Here is a 20,512-nt window from a genome sequence, read left to right as displayed (position 1 = left end):
TTCTTCTTGAACTATCAGAATAATAGGGTGACCTGAGAGGGAGTTAGATAGAGTGGCTGAAACGAAGCAACGAATGAAGGATGAGGATCTCGAAGAAGGCGCTTCAGGTAAAATCGAGCTTACTCCCGAGGAGCGGGCTGCAGAGCAGGAACGAATTGTTAAGCGAATTTCCGCCGGGCTAAGTCTGCCAATCACGAAGGTGAAATCAGCTGTGAGCCTGCTTGATGAAGGGAATACGATTCCTTTTATCGCGAGATATCGGAAGGAAATGACAGGCGAGCTCGATGAGAATGAGCTTCGCTCCATTGAAGAGAAGCTTCAATATATGCGGAATCTAGAGACGCGCAAGAGGGAAGTTATTCGGCTTATTGACGAGCAGGGCAAGCTGACGGAAGAGCTTCGGCAGTCCATTGAAGCCTCAGTTAAGCTGCAGGAGATTGAGGATTTATACCGTCCTTACCGTCAGAAGCGGAAGACAAGGGCAAGTGTAGCGAAGGAGCGCGGGCTCGAACCGTTGGCCGCTTGGTTATTGACGCAGCCTCGTCAAGGTGAACCGCTTCGCGAAGCAGCCCGTTACATAAATGAGGAGAAGGGTGTGCCTACTGCTGAGGATGCTCTGCAGGGTGCGATGGATATCATAGCGGAGCAGCTAGCAGACGACGCCAAGATACGAGCATGGGTACGTAAGTTTACCTATGACCAGGGTATAATCCGCACGGAAGCGAAGGATGCGAAGCAGGAAACCGTTTATGAAATGTATTACAACTATCAAGAGCCATTTCGCAAGCTGCCGCCTCACAGGGTCCTTGCTATCAATCGAGCAGAACGTGAGGATGTTCTTCGTGTATCGCTAGATGTGGCACCAGAGCGGATTCATGATTATATGGATCGTCAAACCATCCGCGGCGGGACGACAGCTCTTATACGTGATGTGCTGCTGCAAACGATCTCAGATGCTTACAAACGACTTCTCGCACCTTCCATAGAGCGCGAGGTTCGTGGGGAGCTGACGGAGAAAGCAGAGGAGCATGCCATTCAGATTTTCTCCATGAATCTGCGTAATTTGCTGCTTCAGCCGCCTGTGCGAGGCAACGTAGTGCTTGGTGTCGATCCAGCCTTCCGGACAGGCTGTAAGCTAGCTGTCATCGATGAGACGGGCAAACTGTTAGAAGTAGCAGTTTCCTACCCAACTGCGCCTAACAATAAGGTTGCGGAAGCGGAGAAGCTGATCAACGGGCTTATCGATCGTTATAAAGTCGAGCTTATTGTCATTGGTAACGGCACGGCCTCCCGGGAGACGGAGCAGTTCATTGCGGACCTGATTAGCAAGCGCAAAGCAGCTGGCCTAGCCGCGGCTAATGAATTGAAATATATTATCGTCAATGAGGCAGGTGCGAGCGTTTATTCCGCTTCTAAGCTCGCGGCTGAGGAATTTCCGGATCTGGATGTAGCGGAGCGAAGTGCGGTATCCATTGCAAGGCGGCTGCAAGATCCGCTTGCTGAGCTTGTTAAGATCGAGCCCAAAGCGATCGGTGTCGGTCAATACCAGCATGACGTCAGCCAGAAGAGGCTGGAAGAAACACTTGGCGGTGTCGTGGAATCCGCGGTTAACCACGTTGGTGTTGATGTTAATACAGCTTCACCATCACTTCTTTCTTACGTGGCAGGGATTAATGCGACCACGGCTAAGAACATTGTGAAGTTTCGTGAGGAAAAAGGGAAATTCGGTGACCGTAAGACGCTGAAGAGCGTACCTCGTCTCGGAGCGAAGACGTATGAGCAGTGTATCGGCTTTATTCGCGTCCTAGAGAGTCCCAATCCGCTAGATCGGACACCGATCCATCCGGAGTCCTACGACGTCGTAGACAAGCTTTGCAAGGAGATTGGTCTTAAGCTTAAGGACTTGGGTTCTGACGCATTCAAGGCCGCTCTGAGCGCTGTGAAGGTGGATGAAATCGCACCGAAGCTTGGAGTGGGTGTACCAACGCTGCGCGATATTCTGGACAGCCTGCTGCGACCTGGGAGAGATCCTCGGGAAGAGCTTCCTGCACCGATTTTTCATACGGATGTTCTAAGTATGGAGGATCTAAAGGCGGGGATGGAGCTTAACGGAACGGTTCGTAACGTTATCGATTTTGGAGCTTTCGTCGATATCGGGATTAAGAACGACGGACTCGTCCACATTTCGCAGCTTAGTGACAAGTTCGTCAAGCATCCGACGGATGTCGTATCTGTTGGTGATACGGTGACGGTTTGGGTGCTGAGTGTGGATGAGAAGAAGGGCCGGGTCAGCTTGACCATGCGTAAGCCCGATTAGCCGAAGGAAAAAATACACGTTCTATGATCAAGAAAGGGTGTTATCTGCAGGCAGTCACAAGTCACTGCCTGCAGATAGCACCCTTTTTTAATTTACATCATGTCGAATGAACAAATCGCATTTGGGCAGGCAGATAGGCAGAACGCACACCGCACAACGTACAACGTACACCGTACAACGTACACCGTACAACGTACACCGTACAACGTACAACGTACAACGTACACCGTACACCGTACAACGTTGACTCTCGTACGCTACAAACTTGCGGTGTCGTCTTCCGGACGCGGCTTCGTGCGATAGAAATACCAGCAATCATTCAACAGTCGAATTTGTCGGCGGTCCTTCTTCAAAAATGCGCCCATTAATTGATTGCATAGCCATTGAGGCATGAACTTCGCCCTCCTTCCAGCCATCACTAGTTGTAGTCATAGCATATGGGAATGGGCGAATGTCCGTGCAGGTCCTACTCTAACTCTTCCTCATACCACTGCTCAAGCTGAGCTTGAAGGGCGCGGATTTCTGTTAAAAGCGATATCAGGGGATAAGACTTTTCTTGAATCGAAGAAAAATCACGCTCAAGTGCATTCAAGTAATCCAAGCCGGAAAAGACGACAATTGTCTTATCATGCAGCTCGAGATCCGCACATTCGGCAATCGCGTACGGAAGCGAAGGAACATTGCTCGCCGTCAGCTTGTCGATCTCTTTATGCAGGCGAAGATTCAGCGCGCTTAGCTGGTAAGCATGTGATTCAGGCATTTCCACAAAAGTGACGCCTTGCTCGCCCTGTAATACGATATAACGCATAAGTGCCATTTATTTCGGCCTCCCTCAAATTAAGCAGGTGAATACTACTTGACAGTGTAGCGTATCTGTCCTTTAAAATTCAAGTAGGACATGTAATAAGGTGTAGGACATGTAATAACGTTGAAGGAGCGTATAACGTGCAGGATGAAATGCTTCAAGCCTGGGTAGAGAAAGTTTCACTTGAATATTTCGAATTGCCCTTTCGTCATAAGGCTACATTTAACCGCAGACTTACCTCAACCGGTGGTCGTTATTTTACGAAGACGCATAACATTGAGATTAGCCCGCATCAGCTAGAGAATTATGGCAAGGATGAGACGGAGAAAATTATTAAGCATGAGCTGTGCCATTATCATCTGCATCTATTGAGGCGAGGATACAAGCACCGCGATGCCGATTTCAAGCTTTTGCTTGCGAGGGTGGGGGGCACACGGTTCTGCAAGTCACTGCCTGGAGGGAGCGCACGTAAAGTAATCCCTTACAAATACAAGCTCGTTTGTCGAAGCTGCGCTACCGAGTATTTACGCAAACGTAAGGTAGATCCTAAGAAATTTGCTTGTGGAAAGTGTAGAGGGACTTTAAAAATTTTTGTGCTTGACTTCAATTCCCACACATGATATATTCTTTCTTGTCACTAAAACATATTCCCTGATAGCTCAGTTGGTAGAGCACTCGACTGTTAATCGAGTTGTCACAGGTTCGAGTCCTGTTCGGGGAGCCATTCATATGGAGAGATACCCAAGTGGCTATAAGGGGACCCTCTGCTAAGGGGTTAGACTGCGCAAGTGGTGCGAGGGTTCGAATCCCTCTCTCTCCGCCATCATTGAATGTGACAGGGCCGTTAAGCCGGCCCTTTTTCTTTGCTCAAATCATCGTTGAGTTTTGTCCCTCAAGTCTTAACTCAATAAACGGTGAAAGAAAAAGCTTGCATTGATCCTTAGAATCTGATATTATGAATTCTGTTGTTCGAACAAGCCATTATTGAGCGTCATTAGCACGGCCCGTTGGTCAAGTGGTTAAGACACCTCCCTTTCACGGAGGTAACAGGGGTTCGAGTCCCCTACGGGTCACCATCTTATGAGCCATTAGCTCAGTTGGTAGAGCACCTGACTTTTAATCAGGGTGTCGTAGGTTCGAATCCTACATGGCTCACCATTTTCTCATAATTGCATACCTCATTTATAATTCGCGGTCGTGGTGGAACGGCAGACACACCATCTTGAGGGGGTGGCGCTCACAAGGCGTGAGGGTTCAAATCCCTCCGACCGCATCCCAGAGAAAAGCCTTGATTATCAAGGCTTTTTTTGTTTTTATGCAAATGTACTTCTTTTAAGAGACAAAAAAGACTAAATTGGTGCTGGTGTTCAAGATTAGGTCAAGAACTTATTTTTCATAAGTTTTGAGTATAACGTAAACATAGACTATTTTCCTTATTGGGAAATGGTCTATTTTGCGTTTTGTTCTTATTCGGCCATCTGTCAACAAAAAAGGGTGAAGTTTTAGATGAAACTAAAGTTAAACTAGTTCCTCTGCTATGACGGATTATAATGGGAATAACACTGAGGAGGTAGATTTAATCATGGTTAACCAAGTGCAAGCCAGTATTCAACTTTCATCTAAGCTTCCTGTTTCCTATACACCAGATGTGGTTGTGGTGGGCGGTGGAGCATCGGGTATTGCAGCAGCTATGGCTGCCGCCCGTAACGGAGCGGACACCTTATTGATCGAGCAAAGAGGGTATTTAGGAGGAATGGGAACAGCGGCGCTGGTACCAGCATTCTGCCCTTATACGGATGGTGAGAAACCTATCATAAGGGGGATCGGCCTGGAGCTGTTGGAGAAGATGAAGCTTGCTGCCGGTGAAGCCTTCTACAGCCGTAATAAAGATAGATTAGATTGGGTAGCTATCGATGTTGAGACCCTAAAGTGTGTATATGACCAGGAGGTATTGGAAAGCGGCGCAAAAATTTTATTTCATACCTTTGCCGATCAGGTTCTGTTGGAGGGAGATCGCATCAGCGGTCTTGTGATAAGTAATAAATCCGGACGATCGGTCGTTCAAGCTAAGCTGTATATCGATGCCACGGGGGATGCGGATCTCGCAGCGCTTGCTGGCGTTCCATTCCAGACCGGGGGAGAGCATGGTGAAATGCAGCCAGGCACCATGTGTTATCTAGTCACAGGAGCGAACCAAGCTCGCTTTGATCAATTTCTAATCGATACGGGACAAAATATAGCCTTGGAGAATACCGTCATTGAGGCACAGCGAAATGGGGATCTTCCACAAGGACGTAAGCGTATTTCAGGCATCGCTTGGATTACGGATACGGTTGCTGGCTTTAACTTTGGACATATATTTGGAATTGATGGCACAAAGGCGGAGGATTTAACCCGTGCGGCCATCGAAGGACGGCAATTAATTCAAGTGCAAATCCAATTTTTGCGTAAATATGTGCCTGGGTTTGAGGATATCCATCTCGTCCATTCCGGTGATCAAATTGGGATTCGTGAAACACGGCGGATCGCAGGGGACTATACACTGGTCGTGGAGGATTACATGTCGATGCGATCGTTTGAGGATGATATCGCGCGCAACGCCTACTTCATTGATATTCATCTCGCAAATGCCAGCAGCACAATGACCATCAAGTATTTGCCAAAAGGAAAATCACATGGCGTCCCTTATCGCTGCATGCTGCCGCAAGGTAAATCTAATCTTATTGTAGCTGGACGCTCCGTCTCATCGGATCGTCCGGTACAGGGCTCGCTCCGTGTAATGCCTAACTGCTTTGCGATGGGGCAAGCGGCAGGTACGGCAGCGGCCATGGCTAGTAGGGACGGAGGAGGATTCCGCGAAATATCCGTATCCGGACTTCAGCGTAGGCTAATCGAGCAAGGCGCTTGGCTTGGGGAGCGGCCGGGTTATGCAGAGCATGATCAAGCTGCTATTTCCGGTCATATTGAATTTGAAGAGGAGTGCTAGGTGCTGCTAATAATGATGAAGGTCGACCTCCTGTTAAGCTTTGCAGGGGAGTCGATCTTTTGTTTTGTTATAGGTTGAAGCTGCATATCCAGATATACTAAATAAGCAAAGCATAGGAGGTCAATGAACTTATGTATCGATTAGTTATTGTAGACGATGAATCTACCGTTCGCTTTGGACTAAGCAATTATTTTGACTGGAGTCAGTACGGCATTGAGGTCGTAGGTGAGGCTGATGATGGGGATGTTGCATTAGAGGTCATCGAGCAGGTCAGACCGGATATTGTGCTTACGGATGTGCGTATGCCCCATATGGATGGAATCCGGTTATCCAATGAAATTAAGGCACGGTTTCCCACCACCCAAATTGTGTTTGTCAGTGGCCATGATGATGTGGATTATCTCAAATCTGCGCTGAAGGTCAATGCGGTTGACTATGTATTCAAGCCAGTGAATATGCAGGAGCTGTCCACAGTTATTGAGCGTGTAGTTGCTGTGCTGCAAGAAGCGGAGCAAGAACGCACCTATATAGTAGATATGCAGGTTAAGCTTACGCAGAGCATGCCTTTACTGCGCGAGAAGTTTCTCATGTCCTTGATTCGCGATGGGGTCACACATCCGGGGCGTATTAAGGATAAGCTTGATTTTCTGGGGCTTGATCTGCCGATGGAAGCTGATTACTGGACGATCCTTGTGAACATCGATGATAGCGCAATAGTCGTCTTAACTCGCTCCGAACGGGATCAACAATTGCTTTCCTATTCGGTTCTTAATATTATACAGGAATTAATCGATCAGCAAATGCATGGATATATGTTTGAGAATAGAAATGGTGAGTTCGTAGGTATTCTGAGAATGGGAAAGGAGGACAACCAAGAGGAGCAATTGTTTCGTTTAGCAGAGGAGATTCGGGATAATCTCCAGCGATGGCTAACGATAAGTGTGACGATCGGCGTTGGCGAGCGCATCTCATCCCTGTCTTCATTGCCTCAATCGTATACCCAGGCGCGTGAAGCTGCTGATCAGAGATGGTTTTTGGGCAAAAATCATATCATCTCGATCGATAATTTACAGCAGGATAAGAACAGCTTCTATCGATTCGATCTTGCCCAAGGAGAACGTATCTTGTCTATGCTGAAAGCAGCGGATAAGGATAAGCTGCTTTCAGAGCTAGACAAGGTTTTTGCACCGTTGGCACGCAGTCGCAAGGAAGGACTTGTTACCTGTCGATATGTCAGTTTGCAATTGATTCTACTAACAAGCCGTCTTATGCTGGAATTAAATATGCTGGCACCGGAAATAGGGGACAAGGATGCGCTGCTCTGGGAGCAGGTTTTCAGGCAGGAAACAATGCTTGATTTAAGGACCATTGTAGAAGCTCATCTGCTTGAGGTATGTGAACGTGTTGGTGAGAAGCGAAATGGAAAGCCCAAAAATGTGATTGAGAGAATCCATCTCTTGGTTGATCAGCGCTATGCTGAAAATTTACAGGTAGGCGATATCGCCAAGGAGGTTTTTTTATCCCCTACCTACTTATGTCTCTTATTTAAACAGGAGACGGGGGAAACGATCAATGAATACATCACAAGGGCCAGGATCGAGAAGGCGAAGGAGCTGCTCGGCGATCCACGCAATAAGTTCTATGAGGTTTGCTATATGGTGGGTTACTCTGATCCCAGCTATTTCAGTAAGCTATTTAAGAAGGTTACAGGTCTCACACCGAGTGCCTTTCGTGATCAATTGATGTAAGGCGGTGAAGCAGGATGAAGAGATTCCTGAAGAGAAGTTGGGACTACGGCTTGCTGATCTTGAAGGGAGTTATGGCGGCTAAGTCATGGCTGTTGGCCTATATTGTATTCATTCTGATTCCGGCATCGATGCTGCTGTATACATATACGCAGAAATCATCGCAGATTCTGGTAGAAGAGGTAACCAATTCGATGCTGCAAACGCTTAAACAAGCCAGTATTAATCTGGATTATCAGTTTGACTCCGTACGAGATACATCCAATATTATTTTTATGAACCCCAAGCTGCATCAATATTTAAGCAGCACGGCAACAGTTGGGCAGCAGTTGGATTCACTCAAGGAGCTGCGATATTTGGTTGACAATGCCCAAACGAATCCGAATGTATTCCGAGTGCGATTGTTTGTGAATGGGAATCGATTGTATGCTGGCGAGAAAGTCAATTTTTTTACGCTGGATACCTTGAAGAATAGGTCTTGGTATAAACAAGTTAGGGATGCAGGAGGTACTATGCTGTGGACAGGTGCTTATTTAGAATCTTATATAGATACTGAATCCACCTATGTGTTCTCGGGTGCAAGAATTCTGAGGGACCCTGACGATTACGAACAAATTTCAGGCTATTTATTGATTGATGTAGCTGAGAAAACGATCGAGCATATTTTGTCCAAAATGAAGCTAACCAACGAAGGCCATATTTATTTGGCAGCTCCCGATGGAACGATTAAATCTAGTAATGAAAAGGAATTACTAGGGACCACCTTGAAATCAGCTGAGGTGTTGGAGGCATTGGGGCAAAGGGACGAAGGAATCGTTCCTCTGATGAAGGATGAGAATCCTCGATATGTGATTTACACGAACGTTCATTCAACAGGCTGGCGGCTAGTGGCAGAGGTACCCAAAGCGGAGATAACCTCTCGTGTGATTGCGTTGAATCAGTTTTCAGGCGTAGCGACTTTATTTGGTGTAACCATTCTATTTTTGCTGCTTGTATTCATATTGCTTGCTGTGATTGTACGTGGGATGAACCGCAGGATACAGATGGTCATCATGACGATTAAGCGGGAAGGCATTGACAGCTTGGACGACCGTATCGGAAGCTCCGATGCTCTGCTGGAGAATAGTGTGGATCATTTAATACATAGAGTTCATGATTTGATGGAGGAGACCTATCGATCCAAGGTACAGGAGCGGGAAGCTCAGCTGCGTGCTTTGCAGGCCCAGATCAATCCACACTTCTTATACAATACGCTGGATACAATTAATTGGATTGCGATTGGACGTAATGCTCATGATATTAGCCAGATGATTGATGGCTTGGCCAAATATTTTAGACTTAGCTTGAACAAAGGCAGAGACTTAGTAAGCATAAGCGATGAGCTTAATTTGGCCAAGGTTTACTTGGAAATTCAGCAAACACGATTTCCTAAGAGTTTCACCTTTTATTTTGAAATAGAAGAAGATCTGGATCGTTATGAAATGCCCAAGCTGACGCTCCAACCCCTGGTCGAAAATGCACTTCTGCATGGGATACGTAAATCAAAGAGTAAATCGGGAACGATCCGAATCCGAGCTTACAGGGATGGTGAAGATCTGGTCCTGTCCGTTACGGACGATGGGATTGGCATGGAGCAAGAGCTTGCCAGCAGTTTGTTGACCAAGCCGCAGCCGGACCTGCGTTCTGACGGGGCGGGCGGCTCTTATGGCTTATATAATGTAAATGAGAGAATCAAATTGTTTGCAGGGGAAGCCTATGGTTTGGATATTCATTCGAAGCTTGGTGAGGGCACTACGGTTTCGGTTCGTTTTAAAATAAAATAGCATGGCTAAAAAGAGGTTGTCCCAGCGGTAGATTTTCTACTTGGGGGCAGCCTCTTTTGCGTTGTGTAAATACCTTAAGATACTACCTGAAACCACAATATTACCATCTACAAATGGATGGCCCCACTCTTTATAATTCAAATATAAGAACACGGAGGTGAGCCGATGATACGGTCAGAGCTTGAACAGCAAACAGCTCACATGAAGACGAAGTCAATAAATAAGAGCCGCTGGAAGCTATTTCAAAATAATTATGATCTGTATTTATTATTGATTCCTGGTTTGATATTTTTGCTGCTATTCAAATATGCGCCGATGTATGGCATCATAATAGCCTTTCAGGATTTCAACATTTTTGATGGGTTTATCGGAAGCAAATGGGTGGGGCTGGATCAATTCGAGAAGCTTATTCATTCAGATGAGTTTTATCAGGTATTCAATAATACGCTGTTAATCAGCTTTTATAAAATCGTCCTGCTCTTCCCGATCCCCATCATCATAGCACTCTTCCTGAATGAGGTTCGCAAAGCCTTGTTCAAGAAGACGATCCAGACGATCATATTTCTGCCGCATTTCTTGTCTTGGATCATTATTTCTGGGCTATTCATGAATATCCTTTCTCCGTCAGGAGGGCTGGTGAATCATGTGATCGAATGGCTGGGGGGGACGCCGATTTCCTTTTTCCTCGATAATCACTTTTTTCGAAGCGTTGTTGTTTTTACAGCAGGCTGGAAGGAATCCGGTTGGAATGCCATCATCTTTATCGCAGCTATTGCGGGAATAGAACAAGAGCAGTATGAGGCATCCTCCATAGATGGCGCTGGACGGATCAGACAGATGATTCACATTACACTTCCAGGTATAGTGCCAACGATTATTCTGATCTTTATTTTACGCTTAGGCTACTTGCTTGAAGCTGGAACCGAGCAAATATTGACGATGTATAATTCGGTTGTATATGCATCAGGAGATGTGATCGGAACCTTCGTCTACCGCCAAGGACTTGGTCAGCAGGATTATAGCTTTAGCACGGCAGTAGGCCTTTTCAACTCGGTTATCGGTTTGATCCTGATCGTATGCGGAAACGAGCTAAGCAAAAAATTAGTTAAACGCAGCATATGGTAGATGATGCATACGATGTTAGTTTTTCTACGAAAAAATCTAAGGGGGTGTGAATATTGCATAAAAAAACGATGGGCGATCGGTCCTTGGATCTGTTTATCTACCTGTTTCTTCTTCTCATGGGAGCAGTGACCCTGCTGCCACTAGCCAACGTACTGTCCAAAGCGGTGAGCGATGAGTCAGCCGTCATATCCGGCAAGGTGGGGATTTTCCCGGTAGGCTTTCAACTGCAAACGATGAAATATGTTATATCCTCCAGTCAATTTATGAATTCCATAGGGATTTCCTTTCTAGTCATGATTGCAGGAACAGTGCTTGCGATTGCATTAACAGCTTTGACGGCATATCCCTTATCGAAAAGGAATCTTCCAGGTATTTCCTTAATTATGCTGCTGTTTATATTCACTATGCTCTTTAATGGCGGGATTATTCCTAACTATCTGTTGATGAAGGAGCTTCATCTGATCAATAGTCTATGGTCCTTAATTCTTCCAGCTTTAATTAGCGTATTCAACATGCTAGTCATAAAAAGCTACTATGAATCACTTCCGGAATCACTAGAAGAGTCGGCCAAGATGGATGGCGCCCGCAACTTCACTGTCTTGTTCCGTATCGTTATTCCATTAAGTGGTCCGGTTCTGGCAACAATCGCCCTCTTTTATGCCGTATATTACTGGAACGATTACTTTAATCCGATGCTTTACATTAACGATGCAGGCTTAAAGCCACTGCAGCTGTACCTTCGTGACATCGTTATGGATGCAGACAGCTCCTCGGCTTTGAATAAGAGTGCTGACGATATGATGAATGTATCCCCAGAAGTTGTTCGCTCTGCAACGGTTATCGCTTCGATCTTACCGATGCTTCTCGTCTATCCTTATTTGCAGAAGCACTTTGTCAAAGGCGTTCTGATTGGCTCTGTTAAAGGCTGATGACCCCAATTGCCTTGCCTTGTTGCATTAATGCCCACGATGTGCACATCAAGGGTTTAATGATATAGTACACAAATGAATAGGGAGGTCTACACATGGTTAAGAACTATAAAAAATGGATTATGGCAGTACTCGCAGGAGGGTTATCTGTAACATCTCTGGTCGCTTGCTCCTCTAACGGAACACCAGCAGCTAGCAGCAAAACCCCAGCTAGTACCCCATCAGCAGAGGTCTCAACGGTAACGCCAGAATCCAAATCTGAATTGAAAACACTCCAAGTCTGGCAGAAGGATGATTATAATACGTATCCGGTTGCCAACTATTTGGAGCAGAAGACGGGTTATAAAGTTCACTATGATATGCTGCCGCAAGACAAACCCCAGGACAAGTTAAATATATTGATTGCTTCTGGCGAGCCTTATGATGCGATAACAACATTTGGAAGCACCGATTTCAAGGCGCTATATTCTGACTATGCCAAAAAAGGCGCATTAATCGATTTGGGACCGTTGATCGACCAATTTGGACCCAACATTAAAGCAGTTATAGATCCTGAAGCTTTGGAAGCTGCCAAGGTCGATGGAAAGCTGTACGCGATCCCAACCAAAAGCATTCCGAATGTAAATACAAGCTTATATATTCGCCAAGACTGGCTTGAAAAGGTAAATATGAAGTCGCCTACTACATTAGATGAGCTTACAGCGGTTCTTAAAGCTTTCAAAGAGAAGGATCCTGGCGGAAATGGGGACCAAAATATACCTTTGACTGTAAAAGGCGAGGTAGCCTTCATTGATAACATTGTTGGTGCATTCGGAATGCCGAATTTCTGGAATAATGTGAACGGCAAGATGACACCCCGTGTTTTAGACCCTGCGTATACCGATTATGTGAATTATGTTACCGACCTTTTCAAACAAGGACTGTTGGATAAAGAATATGCAGCCAACAAAGATGCGACGTCTAAAGAAAAATTCACAAGTGGAAAAGCGGGCATGATCCTGTTGAACTGGTCTGACGTTCCCACTATTTCCGATGCTTTAACGAAAAATATTCCCACGGCGAAAGCGGGCTTTATTTCGGCATTGAAAGGTAAGGATGGAAAAGCGGGACTTGCTGCATTCAGGGGCTTTGACCGACTTACTTTTATTCCTAAAGCTTCCAAGCATCCGGAAGATGCGATTAAGTGGATAAATGCTAAGCTTGAAAAAGAAACGTTTTTAAACATGACCATTGGTGAAGAAAATAAGCACTATACATTGAAGGATGGCACTTATACGCCTATTCAACCTATCTTTTCCGAGGAGCGGGCTGCCGCCAATAATTTCTTAACGGGCTCCGACGACACGAACTATCCGATCTACTGGCAGGCACGTGTTCGCAAGGATATGCGTTTGTTCGAAGCATGGGAATTCATGAACAAAAAAGAGCCAGCTAATACGAAAGTAGAAGATCCATTAGGTTTTGCTCCTTATCTGCCTGAATTCTCGAAAAACTTTCAGCAGTTGTACACTTTGGCGGGGGATTATACGATGAAGCTGGTTTTCGGTGCTGAGCAATTGAGCGGTCTAGATGCTTTCATCGCCAAATTCAAATCCTCAGGCGGAGAAGCAAGTTATAAAGAAGTGAATGATTGGTACGCTACGGCTAAGAAGTAACAGAGTAACACGATATGACAAAAGCTAAGAGTGGAAGAAGACACAACTGCGTGTCTTCTTCCATTTTCAATTTTACATGCGCTTTACCTCGAGTGTAACCTATCTCCTTGTATGACTATCGACTATCAAAAAGGAATCATTTTAGCTGATTAGCAGCCGTAGTGCTCCCAATGAATAATTCACCTTGAATACGGATGTGCTCATAAGGGAGGGTAGGATTAGCGATACGCCATAACATCCGATCGGCTGCCCGGTATCCGGTTTCCCGAATGGACAGTAGAGGACGAGTAAATAACGGCAGCTGCTCCTGTTGTTCGTTCATGATACCTATTATGGAAATATCTTGAGGAATGCTCAGTTGAAGCTTGGTGCAGAGTTGGTATACGGTGGCAACCTCTCCGTCGACTCCGCAGATGATAGCTGTGGGAGCATAGTGAACAAGCCTTTCACTAAGCTCCTCCAGCCACTGGGGATGGGTGCTCCGTTGGCAGGTCGAATGGACAATCGGGTCGACCTCCGTATGGAATTCATTCATGGCGTGAAGAAAGGCCTGCCAGCGTAAAATATACCCCCTTTGGGAATGCGTGTCACCCACATACATAATACGGTGATGACCGATGGATTGCAGATAGGCGACTGCTTGATAGGTTGCTTCGTAGATGTCCCAGATGACACTGTCCACTCTAGTCCCTAGTGGGGGATAGCTAAGCAGTATCCTAGGAATAGATAGTTGAAGAAGTGCAGGCTCCCAAGCTTTGGGGACGATACTGGGAGCGATGAATAAGCCATCGGCAAACTCCAGTCCATTCTCATCAATCCAGTCGTACATCTCCGTTTCTCTGATAGCGCCAGGAAGCATACAGATTTCAATATGATGGCCGAAGGAAGCGAAGCGTTCGTGCAAGCCTTCGAGTAACAGTCGGTTGTAGCCAACCGATTGTTCGGTTTGTATAAGTAAGAATCGCTTGCGTTCCATCGGATAAGAGATAATGCGTTCAGCCCTTAGGCTGCGAATCTGATCTTTCGTGAAGTAGCCCAGCTTTTCCGCAGTTTCGACAATAAGCTGCCGGGTCGTCTCAGACATGCCCGACTTTCCTTTTAAAGCCTTATTGACCGTCTGCACGGTTAGTCCCAGCTCTTTGGCGATCGTCTTTAATGTGACCTCCTTGCGTATAGGCATGAGTGTACCCCTCTTCGTTCAGAATTCATATACGTATCGTAGCATGTTTGTTGAGTTCCGCGCACAGAAAATTCACCCATTCTGTTGGTCCTGGCAGTTCTCTCTTCGGGCTAGCAGATATCCGGATTGTTGGTCTGCTGAAACAAAACAATCTTTGATAACGTCTAGATTAGTAATTTTGGTAATTATTACTAGTGGGGTGAGTGTTGTGAAAGCAGCAAATGGATGGTCAATCTTACTTATTCTTGTCCTATTATTCGCAGCGGGCTGCAAGAACACAGAGCCGGAAGTAGAGAAACCGGACCCTATGTTCCCGGTAATGGAACGTGTGAAGTCGGTTGCAGTTACGAATGATGAGGGTACTGAGGTTCTAGCAAATCTAGAGAATGAAGAAGTCATTGCAGCCTTGCTGTTGGGACTGCATGATGCTGTTCCTTCCTATATTGAAGATCCCGAACCATCCGGCAAGTTATTAAAAGTGAAAATGACGAATGAATCTGCTACTCAAACGTATACCGTTAATGATTTACGAGAGACAGATTCCCTTGATTATAGTGTGAAAATATACGTTGATAATAGCGACGGTCCTAGTCGGGCCTGGGTGCTCCCAACTGCATGGGCTCGTCTTCTTCTTGGTTATGATTCTTCTATGAATGAAGAACCGCTTCTATATGCTAGTGTCAATACACTTAGTAATAGCGTTGTGGTGCAGTCCAATCGAAACATGAACCGTGATTCAGTTGACAAAGCGATCAAGGATACGTTAGTTACCAGCATGATGGAAACCAATGATCAGCTAGATTATCACATTTATTGGAGTGACCCACAGCGGTTTGTTATACGCTTCGCAAAAGTAGGGGAAGGAAATTCCTTACTATTCAGGTTAGATGGAGTAATGGCAGAGACGGGTGAATCGTTTGCAAGTAAGTCACAACCATTTCGTAACCAAGTAATTGTGTATGGCAAGAGCTCAGGTCTTAGGTGGGTAAATACAAATAGAGAAATCGAACGGGAACAAAAATATGATTCTGCTGTGCTCATTCAACCTATTTGGTCAGATAACCAACAAGATTCCCTATTGGTATACCATCATAACGATAGTCAAAGTCTTATTAAACTGTCCACCGGAGACATTCATGCAATGAACCTTACTGAATGGCCTCAACTAAAGAAAGGTTATGGGAATGATTATGGTACAGGGGTATTATACGCCGATAGATTTACTAGTGGTATGTCTTATGCAGTTAAGGAGAACAAGACGGTTTACAGGGTAAATAGCAGAACTGGCGAGGCTAGTAAGCTTTATGTTTCTGAGAAGCCGATATACGGTATCGCTGCTTCGCCTGACAACAAGCGAGTTGCCATTCTTGTTTCTTCTGATTCGATAATTAGCTCTTTTGCCGACCTAATCGTATTAAACAGCTTGGGTAAAGAAATATTCAGAAAAAATAAAGCAAGCTTTTCTGGGCATAGTGACGGATTTTTGTTCGTTTATCCAATCTCTTGGTTGGATAATCATAGAATAGGTGTGATCTTCCAAGGAAAGGGTGATGAAGAATTTTTAAGAGGAAAAGCCTACATTAACATAGAGGACGCCTCCATGAAGAAAGAAGCGGATGTATCACTTCCTGACGAGGCCATGCAATTACTGGAGAACTATATTGGAGGTACTGACGCGGAAATCCTAAGAGTGCTGCCGAATCCAAGTGGAGAGAAAGAGCGTTATTACGCTGTACAAATAGCTGCTACAGGAATTTGGCTGATTGATGTTATTAGCCATAAAGTGTCATGGCTTGGCCCAGGCACACTCATTCAATGGAATGATTTGGGGGAAGTAGTCTTATGGCACTCTCAGGACTCTATAGCTTTCATAGGGCTGTAATAACCAAGGAACTACTTCCTATTTTCTATGTTTTTTTATAGACAGCTAATTGTGACATCGATTACAATATGTACACCTTACATCATTTCCACTTTTAACCAAATAGTCTATGGAGGTTGGACCGCATTATGATGGAGACGATCACGTTACATCATGGAAGAACGGAAGTAACACCGGAAGAGGTGGGTTTCGATTCGGCCAGTTTGGAACGATTAAATGACCATTATAGGTCGTTGATCGAAAGCAAAATAATTCAAGGCGCATCGTATGTGCTTTCTAGACATGGCAAGGTGTTTGCGCATGCAGCAATGGGACAGCTCACACATAAGGAAGAAAGTCTGGATTTACTGCCGGATTCTATCCGAAAAACGTATTCCATAACTAAAATTATGACTGCATCCGCCATTATGCAGCTTATTGAACGAGGATTCATCTATCTCCATCAACCCGTAAGCAGTATATTAAAGCAGTTTGATACGCCTATGCACCGAGATATCACTATATTTCATTTGTTAACACATACATCAGGCTTGAGGGCAGATCCGGGCTACTATTTTGAACCGAATCCGCTGCCTTGGTTTGAATGGGCCTATCATGAGAGAAAAAAAATGGATCCAACCACGGATTGGATTCAGATTATTCTAGCTGGCCCTGTTATGGCTGCACCTGGAAGGGAGTGGCACTACTCGACAGCCGGCTATGCGGTTCTAGGCGAAATTATTACACGAATTGCTGAAACTCCATATCATCAATATGTTCAGGATGAAATCTTGCTTCCTCTTGGAATGGAGCATTCTTTCTTCATCGTGCCCCCGGCCTGGAGAGAAGATGTTTGTATAACCAGCTCAAGGGAGGAGAATGGGCTATTAGTTACAGAGCTTGACGCAAATTCACCACCGAGGGCTGGGAACGGCATGTATTCAACGCTTTCCGACCTATTGCGATTTGGTCAAATGCTGCTCGGCGGAGGTACGTTGGATGGAGAAGTTATTTTATCCAGACGCGGGGTGGAATTGCTGACTCAAAATCATTTGACTAATGTTCGAATGCAGGGCTGGGGAAACGACGAAGACAATTTCCGATTCGGGCTGGGTTTCTCATTGGAAGACTTCGACCTTTGCACACCAGGCACCTTCAATCATGAAGGATTCGGACACTGCGGTCTTTATGTTGATCCTGTGGAACAGATGGTGTTCGCTTTTTTAGTTCCGAGTACACGCGGCTACACCACGGAGTCTGTCCTCGTTCCGAAAGCGATCGTATGGTCGGGATTATTATAGGGAGGTAATTAAAAATGACGATGATCGCTTCGCTTCAAACGACGACGCCTGAAGAAGCCTCGTTTCGCCCAGAGGTACTGGTCCGACTTGAACAGCTTTTCCAGAATCTTATCCAAGAAAACCAATTACAATCGGCTTCCTATTTGCTTGCCAAGGACGGGAAGATTGTTGCAAGCAGCGCTATGGGGAGACGTACGTATAAGAATGATGACGATTCTCCAATGCTTACGGACACCATTCGAAGAATTGCTTCTGTCACTAAGCTGTTCGGGGCAGTCGCTATATTCCAACTCATCGAACAAGGAAAGCTATTCTTGAAGCAGGCAGTATCCGAGTGGATAGAAGAGTTCAAGCATCCAATGTTTGAGAGAATTCAAATCTGGCATCTTCTTACACATACATCTGGATTATGGCCAGACCCTGGATATTATAACGAACCCAATCCTTTCGGGCATTGGGATGTACGCTTTGCTTTCGAGCCGGATAATGAAGATACAGCAGTAAACGAGGACGAGCGGTTGAAACTGCGAAAGTCAGCATGGATTCGATCCATTCTTTCTCTAAAGCCTGTATGCAAGCCAGGGGAGAATTGGAACTATTCATCTGCTGGCTATGCTTTGATAGGTGAAATCGTTTCACGTGCGAGCGGTATGCATTTCGAGGAATATGTGATCAAGCACATCACAGAGCCGCTTGGAATGAATCGGACATTTTTTGATGTGCCTGCAGAGCTGCACGGAGAGATATGTGTTACGAACGAATGGGATGTATCGCGGCTGGATAAGCGAGACAGAACCTATGATCCGCCAAGAACGGGAGGTGGATTGTATTCGACCCTTGAAGATCTGTTCCGGTTCGGTCAGATGCTGCTTAACAATGGCTCGTACGAGGGGAGGCGTATCCTATCTCGCAAATCCATCGAACGGATGACACGCAATCATTTTGAAGGACGAAATTTGTTTGCTTATAGCTGGGGGGGCAAGGTTGCTTCAATGCCTTATGGTATGGGGCCAGGTGTAACACTAGAAAATGAATGGATCTCGGCTGGTGCTTACGGTCATGAAGGCGCTGGACGCTCGAAACTCATTATTGACCCCAAACATAATGCTGTTATCGTCTTCTTCGTTCCATCAAATTCGGATTGGGTGCCAGAATCCATAATTACCCCACTGCAGATAATAGGGTCTGGGTGGAAATGAAGAGGGTAATTGAATCCATTCAAGCTATCGGCTTTGCAACCTACAAGGAATGGGCAGCCTATCGATCGCATATGGCTGTCTCGCTTCTTGTTGGACCGGTCTACTTTCTTGTGCAATATTTCATTTGGAATGCTGTTTATACAGGGAAAGATACTTTAAATGGTTTGACTTTGGAGCAGATGCTAGCCTACTTCGGTATCGCGGCAGTCATCAATTATTTGACTTTCGATTTTGCCGACTGGAATTTGCAGATGCTCGTTCGCTCAGGAAAATTCATTACATTCGCGCTTCGGCCAATGCCGCATTGGCTGTTTGCATTCGCACAAAAAATCGGCCATCGCTCACTAGGCTTCATGATTGAATTTGTGCCTATTTTCCTTGTATTTATGTTTGTCTTTGGTATTAAGCTTTTACCAGCTGCACCAATTTGGGCTGTGATATCGATAATCCTTAGCTTCCTGATGAATTTCCTGATTAATTACTGTGTTGGTCTAACAGCTTTCTGGCTTATTCGTGCGGAAGGTATTAGGCGAGTCTTCTTGCTGCTTAAGGATATAAGCGCTGGTGTATTCATTCCGCTCACCTTTTTTCCGGAATGGACACAAAAACTGCTGTTCTTCCTGCCGTTTCAATTCATTACCTATGTACCGACCCGGGTCTTCATAGGTAAATATGAATTAGCAGGGTATTCGCTTAAAATTCCTACCATTGTCGCGCTTCAAGCTGGCGCAACGGCGTTAATGGCGATCCTGATGCTCCTCTTATATCGTGCTTCTATGAAACGCTTTACGGGGGTGGGGGTATGAGAGGCATTGCTGCTTGCATCGCTTCTATACTTCGGACAAAAATTGCAGAGCAGATGGCGTACCGAAGCCACTTCTTCCTGAGCATTATCCTTCTGGTTGCAGGGGATCTGCTTGTACCGATGATTACACTGCTTGTCTATCGATCAGGCGCCTCTTTTCCCGGATGGTCTTTGCATGAAGCGCTTCTGATTCAAGGTGTTTTTGGCATTGCCAAAGGAATTGCCTTTCCGCTCTTCTTTGGAATGGTGGGCAGCACATTATCTTTGGTTAGAGAAGGGACATTTGATTTGCTTCTGCTGAAGCCTCGGCCAGCGTTGTTCATGACGATGTTAAATGGGCTGGATCCAGAGGATTTTGGCAGGCTGCTCAGTGGAGGCGTGCTCTTCGGCTATGCATTGTCGGGCCTGCCGGCACCGACATTAACCGGTTGGATACAGTTTGGCGGATTGTTCCTGGCATCACTGGCGGTCTTATGTGCATTCTCGCTTGTGTTATCAGGATTACTGTTTCGATGGGTAGGGAGCAGTCGAGTCTATGATATATTTGATTCGGTAACGAGTTTTGGGATGTACCCAGGAACGATTTATGCCAAATCCTTTCAGCAATTAATGACCTATGTTATTCCGGTAGGTATCATTGCCTTCGTTCCAGCCTCTGCTTTATTAGGTCGCGTCGGTTGGGAGACTTTAGGTGCTGGTGTTTGCTCAGTGGCATTCTTGGGTGCGGGAATTCTATATTGGCATTGGATGCTTCGCGGATATACAAGCGCAGGTGGATAAA

At 45.6% G+C, this 20,512-nt stretch carries 16 protein-coding genes and 5 tRNA genes; 18 read left to right on the top strand and 3 right to left on the bottom strand.

Annotation, left to right across the window (positions count from 1 at the left end; all coding sequences use genetic code 11):
• Positions 1-73 precede the first annotated feature (73 nt).
• Complete coding sequence (locus EKN16_RS15425; protein WP_125666310.1) at positions 74-2,317, top strand: Tex family protein; 2,244 nt, start codon at positions 74-76, stop codon at positions 2,315-2,317.
• 257 nt (positions 2,318-2,574) lie between these two features.
• Here the strand turns inward: EKN16_RS15425 and cmpA are convergent, their stop codons facing one another.
• Together cmpA and EKN16_RS15415 are read right to left on the bottom strand one after the other, a co-directional pair.
• On the bottom strand, positions 2,575-2,709 hold the full coding sequence (gene cmpA, locus EKN16_RS15420) for a cortex morphogenetic protein CmpA (RefSeq protein WP_125658810.1): 135 nt from the start codon (positions 2,707-2,709) through the stop codon (positions 2,575-2,577).
• Between the two features lie 74 nt (positions 2,710-2,783).
• Positions 2,784-3,134 (bottom strand): hydrolase/acyltransferase, encoded by a 351-nt coding sequence (locus EKN16_RS15415; RefSeq protein ID WP_125658808.1) that lies wholly within the window; start codon positions 3,132-3,134, stop codon positions 2,784-2,786.
• 128 nt (positions 3,135-3,262) lie between these two features.
• Here EKN16_RS15415 and EKN16_RS15410 point away from each other — a divergent pair, with 128 nt between their 5' ends.
• The 12 genes from EKN16_RS15410 to EKN16_RS15355 all read left to right on the top strand — a co-directional run bounded on the left by EKN16_RS15410 (position 3,263) and on the right by EKN16_RS15355 (position 13,385).
• The gene (locus EKN16_RS15410) at positions 3,263-3,742 is read left to right on the top strand and encodes a SprT family protein (protein WP_125658805.1); all 480 of its coding nucleotides are present in this window, start codon (positions 3,263-3,265) and stop codon (positions 3,740-3,742) included.
• A gap of 28 nt (positions 3,743-3,770) precedes the next feature.
• Positions 3,771-3,846, top strand: a tRNA-Asn gene (locus tag EKN16_RS15405).
• A 7-nt stretch (positions 3,847-3,853) separates the two neighbouring features.
• A tRNA-Ser gene (locus EKN16_RS15400) sits at positions 3,854-3,945 on the top strand.
• A gap of 178 nt (positions 3,946-4,123) precedes the next feature.
• Positions 4,124-4,198, top strand: a tRNA-Glu gene (locus EKN16_RS15395).
• 6 nt (positions 4,199-4,204) lie between these two features.
• Positions 4,205-4,280, top strand: a tRNA-Lys gene (locus tag EKN16_RS15390).
• A 33-nt stretch (positions 4,281-4,313) separates the two neighbouring features.
• Positions 4,314-4,395, top strand: a tRNA-Leu gene (locus EKN16_RS15385).
• Between the two features lie 309 nt (positions 4,396-4,704).
• Positions 4,705-6,108, top strand: coding sequence for an FAD-dependent oxidoreductase (locus tag EKN16_RS15380; RefSeq protein WP_125658802.1), 1,404 nt, complete (start codon positions 4,705-4,707; stop codon positions 6,106-6,108).
• A gap of 131 nt (positions 6,109-6,239) precedes the next feature.
• Complete coding sequence (locus EKN16_RS15375; RefSeq protein ID WP_125658799.1) at positions 6,240-7,856, top strand: response regulator; 1,617 nt, start codon at positions 6,240-6,242, stop codon at positions 7,854-7,856.
• Between the two features lie 14 nt (positions 7,857-7,870).
• Positions 7,871-9,676 carry a cache domain-containing sensor histidine kinase gene (locus tag EKN16_RS15370; protein WP_125658797.1) on the top strand — a complete coding sequence of 602 codons (1,806 nt, stop codon included), beginning with the start codon at positions 7,871-7,873 and terminating at the stop codon, positions 9,674-9,676.
• Positions 9,677-9,841: 165 nt separating this feature from the next.
• Positions 9,842-10,801 carry an ABC transporter permease gene (locus EKN16_RS15365; protein WP_375782082.1) on the top strand — a complete coding sequence of 320 codons (960 nt, stop codon included), beginning with the start codon at positions 9,842-9,844 and terminating at the stop codon, positions 10,799-10,801.
• A gap of 68 nt (positions 10,802-10,869) precedes the next feature.
• On the top strand, positions 10,870-11,730 hold the full coding sequence (locus EKN16_RS15360; protein WP_375782083.1) for a carbohydrate ABC transporter permease: 861 nt from the start codon (positions 10,870-10,872) through the stop codon (positions 11,728-11,730).
• A gap of 95 nt (positions 11,731-11,825) precedes the next feature.
• The gene (locus EKN16_RS15355) at positions 11,826-13,385 is read left to right on the top strand and encodes an extracellular solute-binding protein (protein ID WP_125658791.1); all 1,560 of its coding nucleotides are present in this window, start codon (positions 11,826-11,828) and stop codon (positions 13,383-13,385) included.
• Positions 13,386-13,521: 136 nt separating this feature from the next.
• On the opposite strand, the gene EKN16_RS15350 is transcribed toward EKN16_RS15355, so the two are convergent.
• The gene (locus EKN16_RS15350) at positions 13,522-14,565 is read right to left on the bottom strand and encodes a LacI family DNA-binding transcriptional regulator (RefSeq protein ID WP_125658788.1); all 1,044 of its coding nucleotides are present in this window, start codon (positions 14,563-14,565) and stop codon (positions 13,522-13,524) included.
• A gap of 208 nt (positions 14,566-14,773) precedes the next feature.
• On the opposite strand from EKN16_RS15350, the gene EKN16_RS15345 reads away from it, so the two are divergent.
• From EKN16_RS15345 to EKN16_RS15325, 5 genes are all read left to right on the top strand, one after another.
• The gene (locus EKN16_RS15345) at positions 14,774-16,447 is read left to right on the top strand and encodes a hypothetical protein (protein WP_125658785.1); all 1,674 of its coding nucleotides are present in this window, start codon (positions 14,774-14,776) and stop codon (positions 16,445-16,447) included.
• A 128-nt stretch (positions 16,448-16,575) separates the two neighbouring features.
• Positions 16,576-17,727 (top strand): serine hydrolase domain-containing protein, encoded by a 1,152-nt coding sequence (locus EKN16_RS15340; RefSeq protein ID WP_125658782.1) that lies wholly within the window; start codon positions 16,576-16,578, stop codon positions 17,725-17,727.
• A gap of 14 nt (positions 17,728-17,741) precedes the next feature.
• Positions 17,742-18,926 carry a serine hydrolase domain-containing protein gene (locus EKN16_RS15335; RefSeq protein WP_125658780.1) on the top strand — a complete coding sequence of 395 codons (1,185 nt, stop codon included), beginning with the start codon at positions 17,742-17,744 and terminating at the stop codon, positions 18,924-18,926.
• Positions 18,923-19,732, top strand: coding sequence for an ABC transporter permease (locus EKN16_RS15330; RefSeq protein WP_125658777.1), 810 nt, complete (start codon positions 18,923-18,925; stop codon positions 19,730-19,732). Before EKN16_RS15335 ends, EKN16_RS15330 begins: the two co-directional genes overlap by 4 nt.
• On the top strand, positions 19,729-20,511 hold the full coding sequence (locus EKN16_RS15325) for an ABC transporter permease (protein WP_125658774.1): 783 nt from the start codon (positions 19,729-19,731) through the stop codon (positions 20,509-20,511). The genes EKN16_RS15330 and EKN16_RS15325 overlap by 4 nt, the downstream gene beginning before the upstream one ends.
• The last annotated feature ends 1 nt before the right edge of the window (position 20,512 follow it).

The sequence above is a fragment of the Paenibacillus baekrokdamisoli genome (genome assembly GCF_003945345.1).
Lineage (GTDB): Bacteria > Bacillota > Bacilli > Paenibacillales > Paenibacillaceae > Paenibacillus_Z > Paenibacillus_Z baekrokdamisoli.
Note: the sequence above shows the minus strand (reverse complement) of the source record. Positions and strands in the feature narration are given on the sequence as shown.

What these genes read in the sequence shown, in the direction of transcription:
- EKN16_RS15360 (WP_375782083.1), top strand. Translation starts at nt 10,870, where the DNA reads ATGGGCGATCGGTCCTTGGATCTGTTTATCTACCTGTTTCTTCTTCTC.
- EKN16_RS15335 (WP_125658780.1), top strand. Translation starts at nt 17,742, where the DNA reads ATGACGATGATCGCTTCGCTTCAAACGACGACGCCTGAAGAAGCCTCG.
- EKN16_RS15375 (WP_125658799.1), top strand. Translation starts at nt 6,240, where the DNA reads ATGTATCGATTAGTTATTGTAGACGATGAATCTACCGTTCGCTTTGGA.
- cmpA (WP_125658810.1), bottom strand. Translation starts at nt 2,709, where the DNA reads ATGCCTCAATGGCTATGCAATCAATTAATGGGCGCATTTTTGAAGAAG.
- EKN16_RS15350 (WP_125658788.1), bottom strand. Translation starts at nt 14,565, where the DNA reads ATGCCTATACGCAAGGAGGTCACATTAAAGACGATCGCCAAAGAGCTG.
- EKN16_RS15325 (WP_125658774.1), top strand. Translation starts at nt 19,729, where the DNA reads ATGAGAGGCATTGCTGCTTGCATCGCTTCTATACTTCGGACAAAAATT.
- EKN16_RS15425 (WP_125666310.1), top strand. Translation starts at nt 74, where the DNA reads ATGAAGGATGAGGATCTCGAAGAAGGCGCTTCAGGTAAAATCGAGCTT.
- EKN16_RS15330 (WP_125658777.1), top strand. Translation starts at nt 18,923, where the DNA reads ATGAAGAGGGTAATTGAATCCATTCAAGCTATCGGCTTTGCAACCTAC.
- EKN16_RS15415 (WP_125658808.1), bottom strand. Translation starts at nt 3,134, where the DNA reads ATGGCACTTATGCGTTATATCGTATTACAGGGCGAGCAAGGCGTCACT.
- EKN16_RS15380 (WP_125658802.1), top strand. Translation starts at nt 4,705, where the DNA reads ATGGTTAACCAAGTGCAAGCCAGTATTCAACTTTCATCTAAGCTTCCT.
- EKN16_RS15370 (WP_125658797.1), top strand. Translation starts at nt 7,871, where the DNA reads ATGAAGAGATTCCTGAAGAGAAGTTGGGACTACGGCTTGCTGATCTTG.
- EKN16_RS15340 (WP_125658782.1), top strand. Translation starts at nt 16,576, where the DNA reads ATGATGGAGACGATCACGTTACATCATGGAAGAACGGAAGTAACACCG.
- EKN16_RS15365 (WP_375782082.1), top strand. Translation starts at nt 9,842, where the DNA reads ATGATACGGTCAGAGCTTGAACAGCAAACAGCTCACATGAAGACGAAG.
- EKN16_RS15355 (WP_125658791.1), top strand. Translation starts at nt 11,826, where the DNA reads ATGGTTAAGAACTATAAAAAATGGATTATGGCAGTACTCGCAGGAGGG.